This window comes from Shewanella sp. AS16 (assembly GCF_021412365.1).
Taxonomy (GTDB): Bacteria; Pseudomonadota; Gammaproteobacteria; order Enterobacterales; family Shewanellaceae; genus Shewanella; species Shewanella salipaludis.
Map to the genome: position 1 here is coordinate 800,187 of NZ_JAKCLK010000002.1, position 16,961 is coordinate 817,147.

Below are 16,961 nucleotides of genomic sequence, written 5' to 3' on the forward strand. Positions count from 1 at the left end.
CCACTCCAAAACTTCTCACTGCTGCAGTATGCTTTTCAGCTGTACTACGGCCAATTTATGTAACTGACAAATCCGGGTCTCGGTTAACCCCAAGGTCATGGCAATTTCTTTTAAATTGAGTTCATGCTGGTAATAAAGCGACAGTATCAGCCGTTCTCTTTCATTTAATTGCGACATGGCCTTGATCAGACTCTTCTTCAACATGAAATGTTCGACGCCACCGGCGGCCGCCACGGGATCATTTCCCAGGCTCAGCATCTCATCCAGGCTCTTCATGGTTTCGGCCTGGGTCGCGTATAAACGCTCCCGGTAAGCCTGCTGATCCAATCCCATGGCCTCGGCCACTTCGAGATCCCCAGGCTCGCGTCCCAGCTGCCGGCTGAGCTGGCGCACTGTATCGTTCAGTTCATGGGCCTGCTGCCTGACGGGTCTGGGACGCCAGTCCTGACGCCGCAGCTCATCCAGGATGGCGCCACGTATCCTCTGTCCGGCGAAGGAAAGGAAACCGTTGTCATACTCGCCCGGATAACGACGCGACGCCTCCAGCAGCGCCATCATGCCTATCTGCTCCATGTCTTCCAGTGCCAGCATGGCCCCACAATGACTGCGCAGCTGAGAAACGGCCCGTTTCACCAGCGGCAAATATTGGCGGATAAGCTGCTGTTCGGACAGGCGCCGCACCGGCGGCTCGTCACATACTTGCTGATAGGCTAACTGACCGGCAGTATTCATCCTCAATCCCTCATTGCATCACCATGCGGGTAAACAGCACTTCGTCGACATCTGAGGCAAAATCATTGTCAGACAAGACCTTGGCTATCAGCACCAAGGCCTCGGCCTGCAGGCTATCTAGCTGATCCGAATCGTTCAATTGCTCGAAACGCTTGCGGGAAAACATCTTCATCAGCGAATTGCGAATGACGGGGTCCGCCTCATCCAACACGCTTTGCAATGCTGGATTGCGGCTCTTGAGGGTCATCTCCAGCAGGAGATAGTGGGGGTACTTATCTCCCGGGATCGAGATGATGAACTTGTCCAACGGATAGTACTTGGCCACCTTGACCTGATCTTCCTCGGAGGGAAAGTGACTCTCGAACCAAGCGGGTCCATGCAAGCCCAACCAGAGCACCGCGGCGGTCCATCCCAGGGCCACTCCCACTATCAGTATCCATCTGACCAAAGCCTTTCTCGCTATTGCCATGCCACTACTCCTGCATTAAGCCAGTAAATTCAATTGACGTTCATCATGGAACGCCTGTCGATGCGCCTGTGTCTCTTGGTCCTGTTCATTCACGCCGGCCATGATGGAGCCGCCCGGCTGTTGCCGGCCTTGCTGCCGTGCCTCTCCCCGGCCCGAGCCTATGTCCAGCTGGATCTGACCACCGTGATCCATGGCCAGCTCGGCCCGCAGCCGCTCCAGTCCGGTCGAGAGCGCATCGCGCACCGCGGGGTTCACCGCATGCATCTGCACATGCAAACGATCGCCATCCAGGCGGATATTGAGTTCGACCTTACCCAGCTCGGGCGGATCCAACCTCAATTCGGCATGCTTGATCTGCTGATCTATCTGGAATCTGAGTTGCTCCCGCAGCGGCGTCAGCATCTCCTGGGCCTGCTGGGTCATGGCGGCATTCGGGGAAACAGACACAGGCCCCCACTGACTGACGCCTGTTTGCAATGCGGCCAGTTGTTGCCCATTCGGGTGCTGCCCACTCAGTTGCTGATAGGACTGGCTGTCGGCCAAGAGACTCGAAACAGGGTCTGACAGGCCAGACGCAAGAGCTGCTGACGTAACCCCCTTGACGCCCGCCGCCGGCAGGGATGCCAACAGCGCGGCGGCCGGGGAAGAAGATGCTGCAGCAGGCACCAAGTCAGAGCCGGCGCCAAAGCCTGTGCCAAAGCTCATGGCGCCGGCAGTGGCTGCCACCGGCACTCCGGTCGGCATGGCACTCACAACAGGGTACGAAGGCGCCGACTGCTGCCTCTGTTCGGGGAAGAGATTGGCGGCATTCGCTGGTGTCGACGCCACTTCGGGGGCGCCACCCCTGGCCAGGCCGGTCGTCACAGACATAGGTGCCAAGGCACTCGCAAGCGACTGGCTCGAGGCCAATGTCGGCTGCGACCTTGCCTCCTGCTGAGCAACAGGGGTAAAGCTCGATGGCATGCCAGCCGCCGTATCTTGGGTGTAGAGGGGGAAGGGCGCCATGCCATAGGCCTGTTCGCCCCGGGCCTCGCCCCCTGAGTCCTGTCCCTGTGGGCGGGCAGGCCTTTCCCCGGAAGCCAGCGCAAACTGTTCCTCGGCGGGCGCGCCGGCGGCGGCTTGTATGCCACTGCCGGTCTGGGCTGCGCCGACCGGACGTGCCGTAATAAGATCAGATATCATCCACTGCCCCACTCATACGGGTTAATTGGTAGGCCGCCAGGCCCTCTTGTTGGTCCTTGAAGCGCTTCATCTCACAGGTCAGCTCGTCACGGGCCTGCATCAGCTCGGCCAGCACTTGGGCATGCAGACGGCGCAATTCGGCTCTGGCCTGCTGCTGCGCCGGACTGGCCGGTGCACCGGCCCGATTCAGCGCCTGGATAAGCAGTTCATTGAGTCTCCCCAGGGCCTGCCAGTCTCCGGTATCGGCATGCTTGCGCATTGCCTGACCGAACTTGCGCCACTGCTCAATTGAGATTGGCCCATCCAGCTCTGACATCTGTGATCACCTGAGTTACCGGGAGGAGCGCCTGCACGCTGTTTTCGACGCTGGCACTGACGAGCTGGCGACTGCAATATTCATAGAGACGATTGAGACTGCCGGCCACCTCGCCGCCATTGTCCAGATCCAACATGGAGTCCAGGCCATGGACTATGTTGAGGCACTTGTTGATGCTGACGCCCTTGGCCTCATAGCGTTGACGCTCCATGTGACCGGCGGCGCGCTCCAACTCCTCCAGCAATCCCTCGAGCAACATGCGCACCATGTCGTGGGGGTTGGCGGCGGCGACTCTGGCGTCCAGCGACGCCTGTTGGTAGGCATTGAAGGGATCGTGCTCATTTAACATTTAGTTTGATTTCCTATTGAAACAAATCGCTGGCGGCGCTCAGTTGGTTGATCGTCGCCTCCATGGCGGTAAACTGCGTCAGGTAGATCTGGTAACGCTGTTCCATCAGATGGTCGTGGCGCGCCATGTTGTCTTCGACCCTGTCTATCTGACTATCCAGGGTCTTCTCTTTCATATCCATGAAGCCATTGAACTCGGTAAAAGGCTTCATCACCTGCTCCAGACGATCGACATAGCTGCCGCCGTCGGTAAACATCGCCTGCACGGCACCGGGATCGTTCTTGAGGGCCTCGGTCAGCTTGGTCTCATCGACCTGCAGCTTGCCGTCGCGGCCCATCTCTATGCCGATATCCGACAACCTCATGCCATTGGGAGCCGCGGCAAACACGCTGTCGCGCATCCTGGCCTGTAACATGCGGATCGAGGAGTCGCCCTTGAGCACCCCTATTTGCGATTCTTTCACCGAGGTCGAGATCTTGTCTTTGTCCTCGCCATCTTTGCTTTTTTCGCTGTCCAGCACTGTGGTGCCCATGGAGCGCGTCAGCTGATTGATCTGGGTCAGCATGCCATTGAAGGACTCGACGAAGTCCTTGACCGCCTCGCTGCTGGTGGCGGAATCGTCCTCGACCTTGATGGTGCTGCTCTCGCCCAGCGCATGGGTCTTGGTCAGTTCCAGGGTCACGCCATCGACCACGTTTTCCAGGTAGTTGCTGGCGCTGCTGATGTCTATGCCATTCAGCGTCAGCTGCGCATCCTGGGCCGCACGGCGCTCTGTCATGCCCCAGTCGACACCATCGAGCTGCACGGTAAGACTGTTGGCGGCACCTGATTCGTTGGCCGACAACATGAATTCTATCTGGCCGCCGGTGCGCACCAGCGAGGCCTGCACCCCGGGGTTAGCGGCATCTTTATTGATCAAATCCCGCAGCTGGGCGACCGTGATGCTTGCGCCGCCGTTGACAGTGGCCAGGTCTATCTCGATGCGATCGGCAACATCTGCGCCCAGTTGAATACTCAGCACGCCGGAGGCCGGCAACAGCTCGTCTTCGGTGGCATAGCTCTTGCTCAGCTGCTGCGCCTGTGCCAGCTGGTGTATGCTGAGATCATAGAGGCCCTTGGGCGCATCTGTCTTGACAGTCACCAGCGCCTTGTCGTCGCTGATGCTGGCTGTCTTGCTCTTGAACGCCTCGGTGTCGAAGGATGTCAGCTTGGCTGTCAGCTTCTTCATGCTGCTCTCGAGCAGTTTGTAGGCATCCAGCTTGGTGTTATAGGTGTTGAGGCTATTCTTGAACAGCTGATCCTTACCCATGCGGTCGGCCGAAATTAATTGCTGGGCAAACTGCGCCGCATTCATACCAGAAATCATGACAATCCCTCCAGGTTGACAGGCTTACAGCAAGCCTAATGCCAATAATTTATCTACTTGTTTTGATATGGATTTTTTAAAAATCAGTCGATGAAAGCTGCGAAGCGTCTTCCGTTGCCGCAATGCAACTGGAAGCTAGGCTTCCGCCCTGGTTTGCCGGGGCGAGGCGCGAATCACTCGATACACTATGAAAAGGCGACCGGAACCGGGCAGAACTGAAATGAAAAGCACTGGGGTTTCGCCGAAACGAAAAAAATAAAAAAGGGGCCGTAGCCCCTTGTCTTGCAACAAAACGGATTAACGCAGCAGACCCATGACCAGGCCAGTGTTCTGGTTGGCCGAAGACAGGATAGTGGTACCTGCCTGCACCAGCATCTGGTTCTTGGTCATGTTGGCAGACTCGACGGCGAAATCGGCATCCATGATGCGGCCGGCGGCCGTCTTGGTGTTTTCCACTACACTGGTCAGGTTGGCAGCCGTGTGGCCCAGGCGGTTGATGTTGGCACCCAGTTTAGAGCGGGCAGCACCCACGTCATCAATGAAAGCATCTACGGCGGCGATGGCTGTTGCAGCATTGCCCGCCTTCACGTCGCCAGCCACGTTAGTAATGGTACCTACTTGTACGTTCAGGGTCTCGGTAGCGCCAGCACCAATTTGAAAATTTACACCAGTGTTCAACACGTCGAACAGATCGTTACCCGCATAGGTAGTTTCAGTCATGATACGATTAGATTCTTTTATCAGCTCTTGGAATTCGGCATCCAGAGCATCCAAGTCGGCGGCCGAGTTCACGCCGTTGGCGGCCTGGGTCGCCAGTTCTTTCTGACGGTTGGCTATTGTGGTCAGCTCATCCATGGCGCCATCGGCGGTCTGCAACATGGAAGTGGCATCTGAAATGTTACGGCCGGCCGCTTCCATGCCCTTGACGTTGGCATTCAAGCGGTTAGCAATCTGCAGGCCGGCGGCATCGTCGGCGGCGCCGTTGATGCGCAAACCGGTAGACAGGCGCTGCATGGCGTCGGTCAACAGGCTGTTGCTCTTGGAAACCGCGTTTTGTGAAACCAGTGAAGCATAGTTAGTGTGAACTGAAAGCATAATTGTTACTCCGGGAAATTAAGTGTTTTTGTTATCCAAAGTAATAAAACGACACTGGTCGGTAAAACTGAAAAAAAACTTGAAAAATATTTTGTCCCTCATGGCTTCTCTCGAAAAAACTTCACTATGGGCCAATATCCAGACAAAGAAAGGCCCGCACTCGGCGGGCCTACTTATTTACTTATTGCCAAGCCAAGACTAAAGACAGAGCTGTGGCTCTCCCCCACCCAAGATAATGGGCTTGTTGGGCTGCCCGGTCGCAATCAGCTTGCCATAGATTTCCACCTTGGCACCGGCTGCAACGGTCAGAGAAGTGTCGGCATTCATGGTCAAGGCGTATCCCTCATCCACCACCAAGAGCGCATTTACCTCCAGTGCCAGCCTGGCCGATTCGGCCACCAGAATATTCCCCTTCGCATTCAGCACGGCAGAGGCGGACACTAAGAGCTGACCCTCTTGCTCTATGGAAAGATCCGCATTGAGCTCGCTGTAACCAACGATCACCAACTCATCCGTGAGTTGCATTCCCGAGTCGATGTTGCCCACAAAGGCACTCGTCATCACCTGAACACCCGCTCGATCCAGCCAGAGTGAGCCGAAGTTCAGCCAGAGGCCGAGCGAAACAGAATCGGCTCTATCATAAAACAACGCATTGATGATGCCGATATCCTGAGCACCCCACCAGTTAAACCTGGCGTCGATCAGGCCTGTGTAGAAACTGGCATCTGTCTGCTCGGCATAGATATTAAACTGGTTGTTCTCCTCGAAGACGTTGTAGTGGGCCCAGAACTTCAGGGTTTGTACGCTCTTATCCAGGTAGATATGAACCGCCTCTAGGTTCTGGGTCAGTCTGGAGTGTTCTATGCTCACATCGCCGTCGGACAGCATGTAGATCCCTGTCTGGGCGTAGGCAATATGTGCATATTCGAAGCTCAGCCGGCTTTGGGCCTTGGCGACTATCCCACGCCAGTATCCCTTACCTACATACTCCTGTTGAAGACCTATATAAGCCAAGGCCGTCTCACTGCCCTGGGCAATCAGGTTCCCCTCAAGGGTGATTTGCGTTCCTATAGCAGTGTAGAGATTGCTGCCTGCCGTGACATTGATTGTCAGGCCGCTGCCTATCACAAAGTCCGCCGACCTAACGATAAGATTTCCTCTAACCTCTATTGAAGCATTACCGCTCACCTGAATTTCGGCACCATCTTCAATGATCAAATCACCCTCGATTACCAGGTTAACGCCGTCATTCAGGGATAGCCTGTTGCCGGCCGAGAGGGTCAGGCTGGCGCCTGCGGCTATGCCCAGGGAATTGGAGATATAGACATCGCCCAGAGTAATGACCGACTCGCTGATATCCCGGTCGAAATAATAGACGATGTCGCCGATGGCTTCCGAGAGACGAATGGCACTGAGATCCACCAACATACCGCCAGCGGCATCCTGACGGTCGTAGATGGCCGCACGGATGGTGGCGATATCGGCACTGCCCCACCAATTATAGCGTGCATCTATCACCCGTTCATTGTTGACATATTTAGCCGTATAGAGGTGATAGTCGTTGTCACTGAAACTGTTGTACTGCAGCACGGGGATTGCACCATTACCCGCATAGTATTCGTAAACATACACGCCATAGTGGTTGTTGCTGAAACGGCTGTACTGCACATCCACAGTGACATTGCTGTTTAACTGATTATTGTAGGCATAGAGGCCATAGTTGGCGTACTGCACATTCACATGACGCCAGCTGACATTCGCACCCGAGTAGGCCCACACCCCCTGCCAGCTCTGGTTGGTCGGCGATGCCAGGCTGGAGGTGAACACTATCTCCTCGACCTCGGTCCCTTCCGCGACCAGGCTGCCGTAAACCTCAAACTTCACCGCCGCGCCGGCACGTATGACGGCACCGGGAGCGATTTCCCAACTGCCATAGACACCAATACCGCCGTTGTCTTCCACAATCAGGGTCGCACCCTGCTCGATGATCAACTTGGCGCCGACGGCAATCTTGAGACTGGTGCCCGCACTTATGGTCAGCGTCGACCCCGAGGTCAGGCGCACCACCTGGTCGGCGGCGATATCCGTGTCAGCAACCAAGCTGTAGCTGCCATTGAGATGAAGCTCCTGCCCGACCAGTAAGGACTCGGGCCAAGTCACCGCGATGCGGCTCGGGTCGATATCGTCCCAGGCGGCGGACAGGCGGTATTGGCCGTAGCCCACCAACATGCCCTTGCTATTTTGCTGACGGTCATAGATTTTCGCACGGATGGCCTCTATGTCGGCGCTGCCCCACCAGTTATAACGCGCATCCACTACCCGTGAGCTTGGAAGCCATTGCAGGGCATAGAGGTGATAGTCATTGTCGCTGAAACTGTTGTACTGCAGCACGGGGATTGCACCATTACCCGCATAGTATTCATAGACATACACGCCATAGTGGTTGTTGCTGAAACGGCTGTACTGCACATCCACAGTGACATTGCTGTTTAACTGATTATTGTAGGCATAGAGGCCATAGTTGGCGTACTGCACATTCACATGACGCCAGCTGACACTCGCACCCGAGTAGGCCCACACCCCCTGCCAGCTCTGGTTGGTCGGCGATGCCAGGCTGGAGGTGAACACTATCTCCTCGACCTCGGTCCCTTCCGCGACCAGGCTGCCGTAAACGCTGATCACAGCGCTCTTACCCGCCTTGACCCTGGCACCCGGCTCGATCAGCAGCTGTGCCCCGGCGGCCACTTTGAGGGAGGCGGACTCTGCCAGCTCGATAGAGCTGCCCGAACTCAGGATCGCCACATCCCCCGTTTGAATCGTCTGGCTACCCTCGACCAACCAGCCGTCCGTGATGACGTACTCCTCTCCCCAACACAGGGGCGAAAGCATCAAGAGTAGGGCGATAAGAAATCGCTGTAATAGCTGTCCTTGCAAAATAGTTACCTCTAAGGTTAAAAAATTAACATGCACTCGAATGCCTGCCGGCATTGAGAAACATTTAGCTCATTGAAAATAATAGATATCCAAGTCATATAGCGACCGGAGAAGGAATAACTGAAACGTGAACTGACGACTCCCCAGGGCTTAGTCTATAGGGTCGACTCAAGATAAAATCCCCCAACAAAAAAGGGGCCTGAGCCCCTTTCCGGTAAAAACTATTTAACCTCAACCGAGCAGGGCCGTCACCTGGTCCCTGTTGGTATTGCCTTGGGCCATCAAGGAGGTCATCTGGTAGGCGAAGGGCTGAGGTTGCATAAACTTATGCAGCTGCTGCAAATCCAGCTGCGGCTGGGCCGATGCCGTCGAGGCTTGCGCCTTGGCGAGCAGCACAGCATGTGACGCGAGTATTTCCTGGATTTGCGTGGTGACTTTTTGTCGCGTCTTGATGATCTTGGCCAGGCTCTGCTTCAATTCCGCCCCGGGTTGCAGCTGCCACTCGCGTGGATCCTGCCAGCCGTATCTCTCCTCGAGGCGGATATTGCGCAGCTCACCGGCCGGCAACCTCTGGCCTTCGCCCATCATCAGCACCCCTTCCTGCAGTCGGGCCCAGGTGGGTCCCAGGGCCTTGAATATCGCCTCACCGGAAGATGAATCGATACTCAGGCCAAGGCTCGCCAACGCCGGCGCCAAGGTGGCGTTCAGTGCTTGCCTGTCTTTGCCCGCAGGCAACAACAGCTGCAGCGACTGCTTGCCCAGCTGGATGAGGATGTTTTCATCCCTCTGTTTGGGCGAGGTTAAATCGACGGACTTGAAGCCGAACACATGGGGCGCGGCGGCCCTGGAGGGGCTCAATAAATTGAGCTGATGATCCAGCAGGGCCCTGCCCTGATACTCGGGCCGGATCCGGGTCAGCTGTCCGCGCAACTGCTCTGCCTGGGTCAGGCTGTCTTCTTGCGCTGCGCCATGGGTCGCGCTCAAGGCCGTCTGCAACTGCGCCTTTAACTGCCCAAGCAGAGTATCAGCCTGCTGCAGGGCTTGCAGCGCGACCTGAGAAGCGCTGATGCCGTGTTGCTCCCGCGCCGTCCTGGCCCAGCGCCCGTAACTGGCCAATCTATGTCTGGAGATCGCCGGTTGGCGCTTCGACGCCACCTGGCTCGGCAGCGCTGGGCCTGCATTGCCCGCCGCCAAGGTTTGGCTCTGGCGCAGCACATTGAGCGAATCGCCTATCCCTTTGATCATCTAATCCGACCCTAGAGGTTGTTGAAGAGCGTGAGCTGGCTTATCTGCACGAAGGTCTGTTGGGTCACCTTCAGGGAAGTCAGCTTGACGTTGAACTCTGCCGTGGCCTTGGCGTAATCCAGCTCCTGGGTCTCGCCTATCACCTGTTTGTTGAACAACACCATTTCCTCATGGGAGCCCTTGGCCAGCGACAGGCTGTTTTGCTTGCCGCCCATCTCTGTGATGGCGCTGTTGATGCTGTCCAGGGTATCGTTCAGCGCGGTCTGCATATCCACACTGACCGCCTGAAAAGCGGGATCGCCCGGTGCCAGACTGGGGTCCTTCAGCACGGCAACATAGTCGAGGGTCTGATTCAGCAGATCCTGACTGGCATTGGAGAAGAGGAAGGCTTCGGCTGTGACGTTGGCCGTCATCCAAGAAGAGGCCGAGGTCTGTACCTCCCGCTGTTTGCTGTCGCCTTGATAGACATAACGGCCGGCAGCATCCGTGCCTACAGTGACCTTATCGACACTGTTGCCGGAAAACAACGAGTTGCCCACATCGTCCTTGGCGTTGACCATGTCTACCATGGATTTGAGCAACTCTTCCATCTCCAGGGCATAGGCGGCCCTGTCTTCCTCCGACAGGCTGGAATTATTGGTGGCGACGCTGAGCTCCCGCATCCTCTGTTGCAGGTCCACCATGCCCGACAGGTAGGTTTCGGCCCTATCCATGCTGGTGCTGAGGGAGTCGATATTCTTCACATACTGCTCGACCGAGGCCAGGTCCCGCTGACTGGCCATGACCCGCACTGTGCCTATGGGGTCGTCCGAAGGTCGCAATATGGACATGCCGGTGGAGAGCATCTGGTTCAACCGGGCAACGGCCGCCGTGGTATTTTGCATGCTGTGAACGTTATTTGTGTACAGATTCTGCATGGTGACGCGCATCGTCGGACTCCTTAAAAGCTGCTAAGCATGGTCTGGAACAATAGGTCGGCGGTGGAGATCACCTTGGCGTTGGCCTGGTAAGACTGCTGATAGATGATCAAATTGACCCCTTCTTCGTCGATATTCACCCCGCTGGTGCTGGCCCATTGGGACTGCGCCTCGGTTTGCAGATCCACGCTGGTCTTGGCGTTGACTATCGCCTGCCGCGACGCCGAACCCAACTGACCCACCATGCTGGCGTAGGATTCGGAAAAACTCGTGCTGGCCCCCAGGCTGGTGAAGTTCAGATCTTTGTTGGCCAAGGCCACCAGCGACTTGAGGTTGGCGTTATCGCCCTGGGTACCATCCAAGCCAAATGCCAGCGCCTCGGGGGGGAAACCGGCAGTCACTGTCAGGCTGCCCGCCGGATTTCCCGGCTGATAGCTGAACAGCGGCTGGGTCGGCGCGGCGCCGGACAGATCCGTACCTCCTGCCAGTGCCGTGTTGAACTCGGTCGCCAACTGCACCGCCAGCTCGTCGACATAACTCTGGGAGTTGGCCAACTGGATATCACGATAATCCAGCAGGGCCCCCATGCTGCCACCCGCGGTGCGCTCCACTGTGAAGTGACTCTTGCCAAACTGGATATCGACCAGGCTGTCCTGGGGATTGGCGGGATCCGGCACCTGTGCCAGGGTCGCAACCGTATTGCCCGACAGCAGCGGTTCGCCCCGTGCCAGGGAGATGTTCACCATCCCCTGGGCATCCTCGACCACCCGGATATCCAGAATCGCGGCCAATTCATCCACTGCGGCATCGCGGCTGTCCTGCAGCGCGGCCGGCACTGTGCCAGTGGCACTGGCGGCCTGAATGTCCTGGTTGAACTTGGCTATGTTCCTCAGCTGAGCGTTCACTTCCTTGGCGGCGGCCCCCAGCTGACCATTGATCTGGCCACGCTGGGCCTCTATGCTCTGGTTGAGTGAATTCACCCGCTGGGTCAAGGCCTTGGCTTCGTTCAGCACCCCCTGGCGGGTGGCGATGACGTTAGGTTGCTCCATGGCGGCATTGAGGGAAGCAAACAGCTGATCCAACCCCTTGGCAATGTTATTGCCTTCCGACCCGAAGACCTGCTCCGCCTGCCCCAGGTAGCTGCTCTGCACCTTGCCGAAACCGACGGCGCTGGTTGTTTGCCACAGCTGGGCCACTTCGTACTGATCCGAGATACGCCGCATGCCATCGACCGACACCCCGGCCCCGCCACCATAGGCGCCACCACCGACTGAGCTGGTCATCACCTGCTGGCGCGAATAGCCGGCAACCATGGCGTTGGCGACATTATTGGAGGTGGCATTGAGGGCCGCCGAACTGGCGAGCAGCCCCGACTTGCCTATGTTAAACATGTTCATTTAGCGTCCTTAGGGAGCGGCGGCACCCTGAGTGCGGGCTGCATCGCTGTCGTTGTCATCTGTTGAGGATCAAAGGCGACAGGATCTGCGCCTGACTTAAGGCTGGCACTCAATTGTCTGGTCATCACCTCGGACAAGCCCATGGTCTGTATCTGGCTCAGACGGCTGGCGAGCTCGGCATCGTGCAGATCCCGGTACAAACCGTCGTTCTTGGACGACAAGGGGCTATCCTCATCGGCCATGGCATCCGAGGCCGAACGCATCTGCTTGAGCACAGTCTGCAGGAACTGAGCTTCGAATTGCTGACTCACCAGCTTGAGCGCCCCCTGCTCTCCGTTGGCCTTGATCAGATCGCCGGCGTTGAGTTGATTCAGGTAGCCTGGGTTATTTTCCAGTTTCATCAGATCACCACCAATTCAGCTTCCAACGCCCCGGCCTCGTCGAGCGCCTCGAGGATCGCCATCAGATCCATGGGTGCAGCACCCAAACTATTCACGGCCTTGACTATTTCTTCTATCGCTATGCCTTCCGGCCAGACAAACATGTGATTGTTTCCTTGCTCTACCGAGACCTGACTGTCGTTGGTGACCACAGTCTTGCCCTTGTTGTCGCCGAAGTAGCCACCGTTGGGCTGACTGACATTCTGCTGCTCGACGATGGTGACTGTCAGGTTGCCATGGCTGACGGCGGCCTTACGCACCACGACGTCGCCGCCCATGACCACAGTGCCAGTGCGGCTGTTGAATACGATTCTTGGGCTGCGGCGCCCCTGGACTATCTGCAATTCTTCGAGCATGGACATGAAGGTCACCCTGTCACGGCTGGACTCGGGTGCATGTATCAACACCTTGGCATGACTCTGGGCGCGGGCCACATCCGGACCGAAGAGCTCGTTCACCGAACGCTCTATGTTGCGCGCCGTCTTGAAGCTGGGCTGTTTCAGGTTGAGCACTATGTCGTCGTTATCGTTGAAGCTGCTGTGGATAGCGGCCTCGAGCAGGGCGCCGTTGGGAATGGTTCCCACGGTCGGCACATTGACTGTGACCGATGAGCCATTGCGGCCCGTTGCCGAGATGCCGCCGACCACCAGGTTGCCCTGGGCTATGGCGTAGATCTCGCCATCGACGGCCCGCAGCGGCGTCATCAGCAAGGTGCCGCCCTGCAGGCTCTTGGCGTCTCCCAAAGAAGACACAGTCACATCCAGGGTCTGTCCCGGACTCGCCATGGGCGTCACAGTGGCATGCACTGCCACCGCGGCGACGTTCTTCAGCTTGGGATCCGTGTTGCCATCTATCTGCACCCCGAACTGCTTCAACATGTTGACCACGGACTGGCTGGTGAACTTGACCTGGGAGCGATCACCGCTGCCATTGAGGCCGACCACCAGACCATAGCCCACCAGCTGGTTATCACGTATCCCCTGGACGTCGACTATATCCATCAGATAACGCGTCTGATCCTGGGCCTGCAACAGGTTGCTCCACAGGAGCGCCAACAATAAACAAAAACGTAGCATGCAAAAATCCTTGGCTAGAGCGGGAACCATGGGCTGTTGAAATAACGCGACGCCCAGCCCATGGCATTGCTGTCGGCTATCGCCCCCTGGCCACCATAGATGATCCGCGCATCGGCAATCCGCTGGGAGGAGATGGTGTTGTCGTTGCCTATGTCATCGATACGGATCAGCCCGAGCAGGCGCAGGAACTCATCGCCCTGATTCAGTCTGAGCCACTTCTCACCGCGGATCACCAGGGCACCATTAGGCAGCACCTTGGCCACAGTCACGGTAATGGAGCCGGACAACTGGTTTTGCTGGGTGCTGGAGCCTGTGCCATTGAAGCCGCGGCTCATGGAGGCATTGCCCTCGGTGCTGAAGTCTTCGCTGCCGGCCGCCCCACTCAGCCCCAGGGCCAGATCCTGCCCCTTGCTGGTCTTGGTGTCGGCTTTCTTGCTCGAGTAGGTCTTCTCATCCAGGGCGACGGTAAGGATATCGCCTTCACGGAAGGCCCGCTTATCCTTGAACAGGGTCAACATATAACCTGGGCGATACAGGCTGCCGTCCTTGGCATCGGGCAGGCTGTAGTCGATCTCGGGCGGCGCCCACTCGGCACCACCAGGCTGAGTCTGGGGCTCGGGAAAGGCCGAGATACAACCAGACAAGAGTAATACCCAGACCAGCAGAGATAAGCAACGCATAGGTTCTATCCTATAGTGACTGGTTGAGGAACTTGAGCATGTCATCCGAGGCAGATACCACCTTGGCGTTCATTTCATAGGCTCTCTGGGTCGAAATCATCTCCACCATCTCCTCGACCACATTCACGTTGGCTCCTTCCAGTGCTCCCTGACGCAGCCCACCCAGGGCCTGATCGCCTGGCACCCCTTCCACCGCCACGCCCGAGGCCGCGGTTTCACGGTAGAGGTTATCGCCCCTGGCCTGCAGGCCGGCGGGATTGGTGAAGTTGACCAGGGTGATCTGTCCCAGTTCCTGGGGATCTGCCTGACCCGCCATCTGCGCCGTCACCAAGCCATCTGTGGCGATAGTCACGGACAAGGCATCCTCTGGGATCACTATGTTAGGCACCAAAGGCAGGCCCTGGGAGGTCACCATCAGGCCCTCGCTGCTGCGATAGAACTGGCCATCACGGCTATAGGCCTGCTCGCCGTTTGGCTCCTCCACCTGGAAGAAACCTTGGCCTTCGATGGCCAGATCCAGCTGCTGGTTGGTGGTTTGCATGTCGCCCGTGGTGAAAATCTTCTGGGTACCCACCACTCTGGTGCCCGTGCCCAACTGCAGACCGGAAGGCAGCTCGTTGAGCTCATCGACCTGACCGCCCGGCTGACGCTGCACCTGGTAGAAGAGGTCATTGAAGGCCACCCTGTCGCGTTTGAAGCCCGTGGTATTCACGTTCGCCAGGTTGTTGGCAATGGCGGTCATCTTGGTATCTTGGGCCGTCAGGCCTGTCTTACTCACCCATAGAGCTGATTGCATGCTAACTGTCCTTACACGTTACGCAGCAGACGATTGCCGGCATCGGCCAGCTTCTCTGCGCTTTTCATTAATTTCACCTGGATTTCAAACTGGCGGCTCAGATCCATGGAGGCTATGAGCTCGGTCACCGCCTGCACATTGCTGGCCTCGAGGAAGCCGCTGTCGACCCTGACCTCACCATCCTGCGCCAATGCCTGGCCGTCGCGGCGATACAGCAGACCGTCCTGCCCCTTCTGCATCTGTGCCAGATCCGAGTTGACCAGCTTCAATCTGCCGACTTCAGCGATGACGCCGCCTTCCGACGGCAAGACGCTGATGGTGCCGTCTTCGCCTATGAAGAGATCTTTGTACTCGGGCAGCACCAGCGGCCCATCGACCCCCAGCACAGGGCGGCCATCTATGGTCAACTGCCCCTCGGCATCGGCCACCAGGGCACCGGCGCGGGTATAGGCTTCAGCGCCATCGGCCATGACACTGAACATGCCCTGATCCCTGATGGCCAGATCCAACTTGCGCCCGGTGGGATTCATCACCCCGCTTTGCTGGCTGAAACCACTGCCCTGGGTCTGTGCCAGCACCCGGGTGTTGAAACTGCCGGCAGCGCCAGGCAAGGGCATGGCCTTGACCCGCTCGAGATCCGCCTTGAAGCCCGTGGTCTCGGCATTGGCCAGGTTATTCGCCCTGATGCTCTGGGCCTCCAGGATGCGCACGGCGCCGCTGGCCGCCGTATAGAGCATTTTTTCCATAGCTATGACCCTTAGATGGCGTTCAGCAAGGCTTGCTGCATGGTGGAGTTAACATCCAGCACCTTGGCATTGGATTGGTAGTTGCGCTGTGCCGACATCAGGTTAACCATCTCGGCCGTGGTATCCACGTTGGAGCCTTCCAGGTAACCGCCTGTGATGGTGCCCATGGTGCCTGTGGCCGGAGAGCCTGTGATGGCCTGGCCGGCGGTGTTGGTGGCCACCCAGGCATTGTTGCTGACAGGCTCCAGGCCGTTGGGATTGCTGAAGTTGGCCAACACTACCTGGCCCTGCAATTGCTCCTGGCCATTGGTATAAGTACCGAACAGCAGGCCATTCTCATCCAGACGCACGCCCTTGAGATCGCCCGAGGTGTAACCGTCCTGACTCAGGCTGGAATTATTGTAAGTGGCGGCATATTGGGTGCTCTTGTCATAATTGACATCGAAGTTCAACGCCGAGGCACCGCCCAGGATAGCCGGATCATTGATGTTCAGCGTCAGGCTCTGGCCGCCGGTCAACACCCCGTTGGAATCGAAGTTCAGCTGATGACCACCGGCAGGGGTGACATCCACCCCGTCCATCATGTAGTGCACGCTCCAGTCGTTGGGCGCCGTCTTGACATAGTACTGGGTCAGGGCATGCTCTGTGCCCAGGGAATCGTAGACACTGACTGTACCCGAGGAATGGTAACTGTCCATCTTGGTCGCATCGAAGGGGGTCACCAGGGGATCTATCACATCCACCCTGGCATCCAGGTTGGATACCAGGCCGACATCCGTGGTGGCCTTGGCGGCCAGGGACGCGGTTTGCACCTGCAGATCCCCCGTGCTGCCCGTCTGCAAGCGGCCGGCGGCACCCACGGCATAGCCCTGCAAGCGATTGCCCACGGGATCTATCACATAACCTTTGGCATCCTGATGGAACATGCCGGCTCTGGCATACATGGCGCCGCCATCCAGGCCCTTGAGCACGAAGAAACCGTCGCCCTGGATCCCCATGTCCAACTGACGCCCCGTATAGGTCAGGCTGCCGCCCTTGGAGAAGTTCTGGCTGGTCGACATCACGCTGACGCCACCCGCATGACCGCCGTTATAGATGGCGGCAAACTCACTGCGGCCACCACGGAAACCCACGGTCGACGCATTGGCTATGTTGTTGCTTATGGTGTTCAGATCTTGGGTCGTCGCCTGCAGGCCACTCAAAGCTATGTTATATGACATC

At 57.7% G+C, this 16,961-nt stretch carries 17 protein-coding genes; all 17 read right to left on the reverse strand.

The features are described 5' to 3' along the window. Positions 1 to 15 precede the first annotated feature (15 nt). Complete coding sequence (locus LZP73_RS08285) at positions 16 to 732, reverse strand: RNA polymerase sigma factor FliA (protein WP_234234122.1); 717 nt, start codon at positions 730 to 732, stop codon at positions 16 to 18. 10 nt (positions 733 to 742) lie between these two features. After that, a complete protein-coding gene (locus LZP73_RS08290) occupies positions 743 to 1,201 on the reverse strand; it encodes a flagellar basal body-associated FliL family protein (RefSeq protein ID WP_234234124.1) in 459 nt (152 codons plus the stop codon). A gap of 15 nt (positions 1,202 to 1,216) precedes the next feature. Continuing rightward, positions 1,217 to 2,383, reverse strand: coding sequence for a flagellar hook-length control protein FliK (locus LZP73_RS08295; RefSeq protein WP_234234126.1), 1,167 nt, complete (start codon positions 2,381 to 2,383; stop codon positions 1,217 to 1,219). Continuing rightward, entirely contained in the window at positions 2,373 to 2,699 is a 327-nt protein-coding gene (locus LZP73_RS08300) for a hypothetical protein (protein ID WP_234234129.1), read from the reverse strand. Before LZP73_RS08300 ends, LZP73_RS08295 begins: the two co-directional genes overlap by 11 nt. Then, the gene (gene fliS, locus LZP73_RS08305; protein ID WP_234234130.1) at positions 2,668 to 3,048 is read right to left on the reverse strand and encodes a flagellar export chaperone FliS; all 381 of its coding nucleotides are present in this window, start codon (positions 3,046 to 3,048) and stop codon (positions 2,668 to 2,670) included. The genes LZP73_RS08300 and fliS overlap by 32 nt, the downstream gene beginning before the upstream one ends. A gap of 13 nt (positions 3,049 to 3,061) precedes the next feature. Further along, complete coding sequence (fliD, locus tag LZP73_RS08310) at positions 3,062 to 4,414, reverse strand: flagellar filament capping protein FliD (RefSeq protein ID WP_234234133.1); 1,353 nt, start codon at positions 4,412 to 4,414, stop codon at positions 3,062 to 3,064. A 297-nt stretch (positions 4,415 to 4,711) separates the two neighbouring features. Next, complete coding sequence (locus LZP73_RS08315; RefSeq protein ID WP_169565454.1) at positions 4,712 to 5,509, reverse strand: flagellin N-terminal helical domain-containing protein; 798 nt, start codon at positions 5,507 to 5,509, stop codon at positions 4,712 to 4,714. Positions 5,510 to 5,707: 198 nt separating this feature from the next. Then, complete coding sequence (locus tag LZP73_RS08320; protein WP_234234135.1) at positions 5,708 to 8,443, reverse strand: hypothetical protein; 2,736 nt, start codon at positions 8,441 to 8,443, stop codon at positions 5,708 to 5,710. A gap of 231 nt (positions 8,444 to 8,674) precedes the next feature. Beyond that, a complete protein-coding gene (locus LZP73_RS08325) occupies positions 8,675 to 9,688 on the reverse strand; it encodes a hypothetical protein (protein ID WP_234234138.1) in 1,014 nt (337 codons plus the stop codon). Between the two features lie 11 nt (positions 9,689 to 9,699). Then, positions 9,700 to 10,617 carry a flagellar hook-associated protein FlgL gene (flgL, locus tag LZP73_RS08330; protein ID WP_234234139.1) on the reverse strand — a complete coding sequence of 306 codons (918 nt, stop codon included), beginning with the start codon at positions 10,615 to 10,617 and terminating at the stop codon, positions 9,700 to 9,702. Between the two features lie 11 nt (positions 10,618 to 10,628). After that, a complete protein-coding gene (flgK, locus tag LZP73_RS08335) occupies positions 10,629 to 12,002 on the reverse strand; it encodes a flagellar hook-associated protein FlgK (protein ID WP_234234141.1) in 1,374 nt (457 codons plus the stop codon). Continuing rightward, positions 11,999 to 12,403, reverse strand: coding sequence for a rod-binding protein (locus tag LZP73_RS08340; RefSeq protein WP_234234143.1), 405 nt, complete (start codon positions 12,401 to 12,403; stop codon positions 11,999 to 12,001). Before LZP73_RS08340 ends, flgK begins: the two co-directional genes overlap by 4 nt. After that, positions 12,403 to 13,518: a flagellar basal body P-ring protein FlgI gene (locus tag LZP73_RS08345; protein ID WP_234234145.1), complete on the reverse strand. Its 1,116-nt coding sequence runs from the start codon at positions 13,516 to 13,518 to the stop codon at positions 12,403 to 12,405. Before LZP73_RS08345 ends, LZP73_RS08340 begins: the two co-directional genes overlap by 1 nt. Positions 13,519 to 13,532: 14 nt before the next feature. After that, positions 13,533 to 14,198: a flagellar basal body L-ring protein FlgH gene (gene flgH / locus LZP73_RS08350; RefSeq protein WP_234234147.1), complete on the reverse strand. Its 666-nt coding sequence runs from the start codon at positions 14,196 to 14,198 to the stop codon at positions 13,533 to 13,535. A 10-nt stretch (positions 14,199 to 14,208) separates the two neighbouring features. Then, positions 14,209 to 14,994 (reverse strand): flagellar basal-body rod protein FlgG, encoded by a 786-nt coding sequence (gene flgG, locus LZP73_RS08355; protein WP_169565461.1) that lies wholly within the window; start codon positions 14,992 to 14,994, stop codon positions 14,209 to 14,211. A gap of 11 nt (positions 14,995 to 15,005) precedes the next feature. After that, positions 15,006 to 15,740 (reverse strand): flagellar basal body rod protein FlgF, encoded by a 735-nt coding sequence (locus tag LZP73_RS08360; RefSeq protein ID WP_234234149.1) that lies wholly within the window; start codon positions 15,738 to 15,740, stop codon positions 15,006 to 15,008. 11 nt (positions 15,741 to 15,751) lie between these two features. Then, on the reverse strand, positions 15,752 to 16,960 hold the full coding sequence (gene flgE / locus LZP73_RS08365) for a flagellar hook protein FlgE (protein WP_234234151.1): 1,209 nt from the start codon (positions 16,958 to 16,960) through the stop codon (positions 15,752 to 15,754). Between the last annotated feature and the right edge of the window lies 1 nt (position 16,961).